Origin of the sequence: Zavarzinia sp. (assembly GCF_041650655.1) — a bacterium.
Lineage (GTDB): Bacteria > Pseudomonadota > Alphaproteobacteria > Zavarziniales > Zavarziniaceae > Zavarzinia.
In genome coordinates this window covers 1-4,722 of sequence record NZ_JBAZKR010000178.1, presented here as the reverse complement: position 1 = coordinate 4,722, position 4,722 = coordinate 1, and the positions used below count along the sequence as shown (strand labels likewise).

Genomic DNA, 4,722 nt, shown 5'->3' with positions numbered 1-4,722 from the left:
GCATCATTCTGCGAACTGGCAGTGCGCCGCGAGGCGAATGGGCAGTGGCTGGCACAGTGCGTCGTGGATGTGTGAGGGCAGCATGGACCTGAAGAATCTCAAGCAGCGCGGCGAATTCGAATGGGAGTTGCCCAAGACCGGCGCAATGCGCGTGCCGGGCGTGATCTTCGCTTCGCGCGAACTGATCGCAGGCATGGACGAGAAAGTGCGCGAGCAGGTGGCCAACGTCGCCAGCCTGCCGGGCATCGTCGCGGCGTCTTACGCCATGCCCGATGCCCACTGGGGCTACGGCTTCCCGATCGGCGGCGTCGCCGCATTCGACGCCGACGAGGGCGGGGTAGCCTCGGCCGGCGGCGTCGGCTTCGACATTTCCTGCGGCGTCCGCACGTTGCACACGGGGCTGAAGCTTGCCGACTTCGAGGCGCAAAAGGCGCGCCTGGCCGACCGGCTGTTTGCCCGTATCCCGGCCGGGATCGGCAGCACCGGCGGCGTCCATCTTGGTCCGGCCGAAATGGCGGCGATGCTCAGGGGCGGCGCCCGCTGGGCGGTCGAAGAAGGCTACGGTTCCGAGGCCGATCTCACGCATATCGAGGAATTCGGCTGCGTCGCCGGCGCTGATCCCGGTGCCGTTTCGGACCAGGCGAAAAAGCGGCAGCGCGACGAGATGGGGACGCTGGGTTCCGGCAATCACTACCTCGAGGTGCAGGTGGTGAGTGAAATTTTCGACAAAGCGGCCGCCCGCGCCTACGGCCTGGCCGTCGGCGATGTCGTGGTCAGCCTGCATTGCGGCTCGCGCGGGCTCGGGCACCAGATCGGCACCGACTTCCTGCGCGAGATGGCTCTGGCCGCGCCGGCGGCAGGCATCGCGCTGCCCGACCGCGAACTGGCCTGCGCGCCGCTGAAGTCGGAACTGGGCCGGCGCTACCTTGGAGCCATGCGCGCGGCGATCAACTGCGCGCTGGCCAACCGCCAGATCCTGACCCATCTGGCGCGGCAAGCCTTCGCCGAGGTGTTGCCCGGCGTCCAGATGCCGCTGCTCTACGACGTCTCGCACAACACCTGCAAGGAAGAGACGCACACGGTGGACGGCCGCAAGCGCCGCCTTTTCGTGCATCGCAAGGGCGCGACGAGGGCCTTCGGGCCGGGGCATGTCGAGCTTCCGCGCGAATACGCGCAGGCGGGACAGCCGGTGCTCGTCGGCGGCAGCATGGGGACGGCCTCGTACATCCTCGCCGGCAGTGCCGGCACGGAAGAGCGCGCCTTCGGCTCCGCCTGCCACGGCGCGGGGCGCGCGATGAGCCGCCACGAGGCGGCGCGCCGCTGGCATGGCCGTGCGGTGGTCGACGATCTGGCGGCGCGGGGTATCCTGATTCGCAGTTCGAGTTCGCGCGGCGTCGCCGAGGAAGCGCCGCTCGCCTACAAGGATGTGACGGCCGTGGTCGACGCCTCCGACCACGCGGGGCTGGCCGGCAAGGTGGCGCGCCTGTCGCCTGTCATCTGCGTCAAGGGATAGTCCTGGCGGATCGGGCGACCGGGACTTTCCTCAATGAAAGGAATCGTCAGTGAAACCAAAAATCGACGGCACGGAATTCGGCTCCATCGTCATCGACGGAGACCGCATCGAACATGACGTGCTGATCCGGCTTTCCGGAGAAGTGACGAAGCGGAAAAAGAAACTCTCCAAGGCGGTTTACGGAACTTCCCATATCGTCTCGCTGGCGGAAGCCGAGTACATCGTCGAGAAGGGCGTCGAGCGGCTGATCGTCGGTGCCGGGCAAAGCGGCATGGTCAGGCTTTCCGGCGAAGCTGCGGACTATCTCGCGAAGAAGGGAGTGGCGGTCGATCTGGCGCCGACGCCGGAGGCCATCGCGCATTGGAACAAGGCACACGGGTCGGTCGTCGGCCTGTTTCACGTGACCTGCTGACGGGCATTGCGGACGCAAGGTTTCATGAAGCAGCCGGACCGCGGCGGGTGTATTCTTGTATCGACCCGCCAGTGCAGGATTGCGCTCCCGGGCGAAACTCAAATGCAGATAGCAAACGTTCTGCGGCAGGATGAAAAAGGAGTGGCAGCATGACTATCGCAATCCCCGAAACTCCACCCGATTACGACAAGACACTCATCATCGAGCGCCCGGACGGCTTCTACCGGCAGGACAAGGCGAGCGGCGAGGAATTCGGTCCCTTCGCCACCCTGATCGAAGCGGCCGCCGACATGGATAGCGGCGCCGCGAACGTCGGAGTCGGCGAATCCCTGGAGGAAGCCGAGAGCGAGATCGGCATCGCCGACTGGATCGATCCCGAGACCGGCCAGCCCGCCGAGGAATCGATCCCTCACCTGGAAGATCATTGACTGCCGCCCTGAGCAGAGGCAGGTGACTGCAGTGACTGTTCCAGCAGGGCCTGCATCCGCCGCCAATGCGAGCCTTCCCAAAAGACGCGATGACAGGCGTCGCAGGTCGTGAAGCGCTCGTGGCTGTCACGAACTGACGGGGGCAGCCGTTCGAGGACGGTCGCCTTGTCGACCGCCCGCAAGGGCGCATTGCACACCAGGCAAAGGCTGAATGGCCGGGCGTTACGGGCCAGATCGAGCCGATCGATGATTTCCAGGAATTGCCGTACCGGTTCCGTGGCGCGGACATAGCAGCCGTGGGTGATGCTGCGCATTTTGAGCAGGTCGCGGTCGCGCGTCAGCACGATGCGGCCGTCGCGCCCGGCGATGTCCGCGATCTCGCGGTCGTGGTAGCGATTGTCGTAGAGCGTGTCGAAGCCGGCCATGCGCAGCAGGCGGGCCAGCGCGCCGAGATGGGCGTCGGCGACGAAGCGCGGGGTGCGCAGCGGCTGTTCGCGGACGCGGAGCAGGGGCGAGACATCGAGGGCCTCGAACTTCGGATAGACCGCAACGCGGTCGCCGTCCCGCAGCCGGCGATCGAAGCCGACCGATTCGCCGTTGACCAGGATCAGCTCGACTTCGGTGTGCGGCACGCCGAGGGCCTCGATCATGTGCTTGGCCGTCGCATTCTCCGCGCAGGGAGCGACAAACTCCCGCCGACGCCGCTCGGCCGGCAAAAAGTCGTTCAGTTCCTCGTAAAAGCGGAATGTCGCCGTCACCATTCTTCCTGCCCCTTGAATCCGCCCGGTCGTCTGCGGAGGCTTTGCCTGTTCCGCCCGCCAGCCGCTACCATGATGGAAAACGAAACGGGCGGGTATGCGTCATGGTGAAGGGATTTTCCATTTCCGCAACGGCAGCCGACCACAAGGCGATGCTGCGCGACATCCTCGAGGAAGTCGAACTCACGCGCTACGAGATCGGCAAGGCGGCGCTCGACGCGCGGGTAATGGCCGCCATGGCGAAGGTGCCGCGTGAGCGCTTCGTCGGTGCCTACGACCGCCACCGCGCATTCGTCAATGGACCGTTGCCGATCGGCTACGGGCAGACCATTTCGCAGCCCTATATCGTCGCCCTGATGAGCGATCTGCTCGAGCTGATGCCGGATAGCGTCGTGCTCGAGGTCGGCACCGGTTCCGGCTATCAGTCGGCCGTCCTGGCCGAACTGGTGAAGCACGTCTATAGCATCGAGATCATCGGTGCGCTGGCCAGCGCGGCCGACGAGCGTCTGAAAGAGTTGGGTTATGGCAATGTCACGGTGCGGCATGGCGACGGTTATCACGGCTGGCCGGAACTCGCACCCTTCGACGCCATTATCGTCACGGCGGCGGCCCCCTATATTCCGGCGCCGCTGGTCGAGCAACTGAAGCCCGGGGGCCGGCTGGTGATCCCGGTCGGAGAGCCCGGAGGCATACAGCAGTTGATGCTGGTCGAGAAGCGCGCCGACGGATCGGTCAGCAGCCGGAGCATCCTGATGGTTGCCTTCGTGCCGCTGACACGATCGCAGCCCTAGCGACGCGCTACCGCGCATCCCCCGCTTCAGGGGGAATCCCGATGACGCAGCGCGATGCCGGCCACTTCCAGCGAGACGCCGATCGCGAGAAGCGCCAGCCCCGCCCAGGTCTCGGGTGCGAGAAACATCAGGACGGCGCCGAACACGACGAGCGCCAGGGCGATGGGTCGTCTGATTGCAGTCTTTCTGAGCATGATGAGGTTCAGGCGTGGGCCTGCATGAGTACCGGGATGCGCTTTGGGCCGAAGGCGCTGCCGAATTTGCCGAAACGACCGGCGATTCGTCCTCCGCATTTCGGACAGTTGCCCTGGGCGGTCAGGTCGTAATGACGAATGTCGTACCAGTCGCGAACGACGGTCGCGTGGCGGCAGCCGGGGCAAAACGTGGTGCCGCCTTCGACGTCATGTACGTTGCCCGTGTAAACGTAGTGCAGGCCGGCGTCGAGCGCGATGCGGCGGGCCCTGGTCAGGGTGGCCGGCGGCGTCGGCGGCACGTCGGACATCTTCCAGTCGGGATGGAAGGCGCTGAAGTGCAGCGGCACGTCCGGACCGAGTTCGCGGGCGACCCATTTCGCCAGTTCGCCGACTTCGGTGTCGGAGTCGTTGTGGCCGGGGATCAGCAACGTGGTGATTTCAAGCCAGCAGTCGGTATCGTGATGGACATAGGCGAGGGTGTCCAGAATCGGCTGCAGGTGCGCGCCGGTCAGCTTGACGTAGAAGTCTTCGGTGAAGGCTTTCAGGTCCACGTTGGCGGCGTCCATCTTCGAATAGAACTCGCGCCGCGGTGCATCGTGCATGTAGCCGGCCGTGACGGCGACGGT

The 4,722-nt window shown here is 65.6% G+C and carries 7 protein-coding genes; 4 read left to right on the top strand and 3 right to left on the bottom strand.

Annotated elements, in window-relative coordinates:
• Window positions 1-82 precede the first annotated feature (82 nt).
• The 3 genes from WC493_RS21665 to WC493_RS21655 all read left to right on the top strand — a co-directional run bounded on the left by WC493_RS21665 (window position 83) and on the right by WC493_RS21655 (window position 2,353).
• Window positions 83-1,513, top strand: coding sequence for an RtcB family protein (locus WC493_RS21665; RefSeq protein WP_373068432.1), 1,431 nt, complete (start codon window positions 83-85; stop codon window positions 1,511-1,513).
• Between the two features lie 49 nt (window positions 1,514-1,562).
• Window positions 1,563-1,925: an Mth938-like domain-containing protein gene (locus tag WC493_RS21660; RefSeq protein WP_373068430.1), complete on the top strand. Its 363-nt coding sequence runs from the start codon at window positions 1,563-1,565 to the stop codon at window positions 1,923-1,925.
• A 149-nt stretch (window positions 1,926-2,074) separates the two neighbouring features.
• On the top strand, window positions 2,075-2,353 hold the full coding sequence (locus WC493_RS21655) for a hypothetical protein (RefSeq protein WP_373068428.1): 279 nt from the start codon (window positions 2,075-2,077) through the stop codon (window positions 2,351-2,353).
• Here WC493_RS21655 and WC493_RS21650 read toward each other — a convergent pair.
• The gene (locus WC493_RS21650) at window positions 2,347-3,114 is read right to left on the bottom strand and encodes a Mut7-C RNAse domain-containing protein (RefSeq protein ID WP_373068426.1); all 768 of its coding nucleotides are present in this window, start codon (window positions 3,112-3,114) and stop codon (window positions 2,347-2,349) included. The genes WC493_RS21655 and WC493_RS21650 overlap by 7 nt on opposite strands.
• Before the next feature lie 101 nt (window positions 3,115-3,215).
• Here WC493_RS21650 and WC493_RS21645 point away from each other — a divergent pair, with 101 nt between their 5' ends.
• The gene (locus WC493_RS21645) at window positions 3,216-3,902 is read left to right on the top strand and encodes a protein-L-isoaspartate(D-aspartate) O-methyltransferase (RefSeq protein ID WP_373068424.1); all 687 of its coding nucleotides are present in this window, start codon (window positions 3,216-3,218) and stop codon (window positions 3,900-3,902) included.
• 26 nt (window positions 3,903-3,928) lie between these two features.
• Here the strand turns inward: WC493_RS21645 and WC493_RS21640 are convergent, their stop codons facing one another.
• Together WC493_RS21640 and amrS are read right to left on the bottom strand one after the other, a co-directional pair.
• Window positions 3,929-4,096, bottom strand: coding sequence for a hypothetical protein (locus WC493_RS21640; RefSeq protein ID WP_373068422.1), 168 nt, complete (start codon window positions 4,094-4,096; stop codon window positions 3,929-3,931).
• Window positions 4,097-4,104: 8 nt separating this feature from the next.
• Window positions 4,105-4,722, bottom strand: a 618-nt coding sequence (amrS, locus tag WC493_RS21635; protein WP_373068420.1) for an AmmeMemoRadiSam system radical SAM enzyme, incomplete at its 5' end; no start/stop codon positions are given.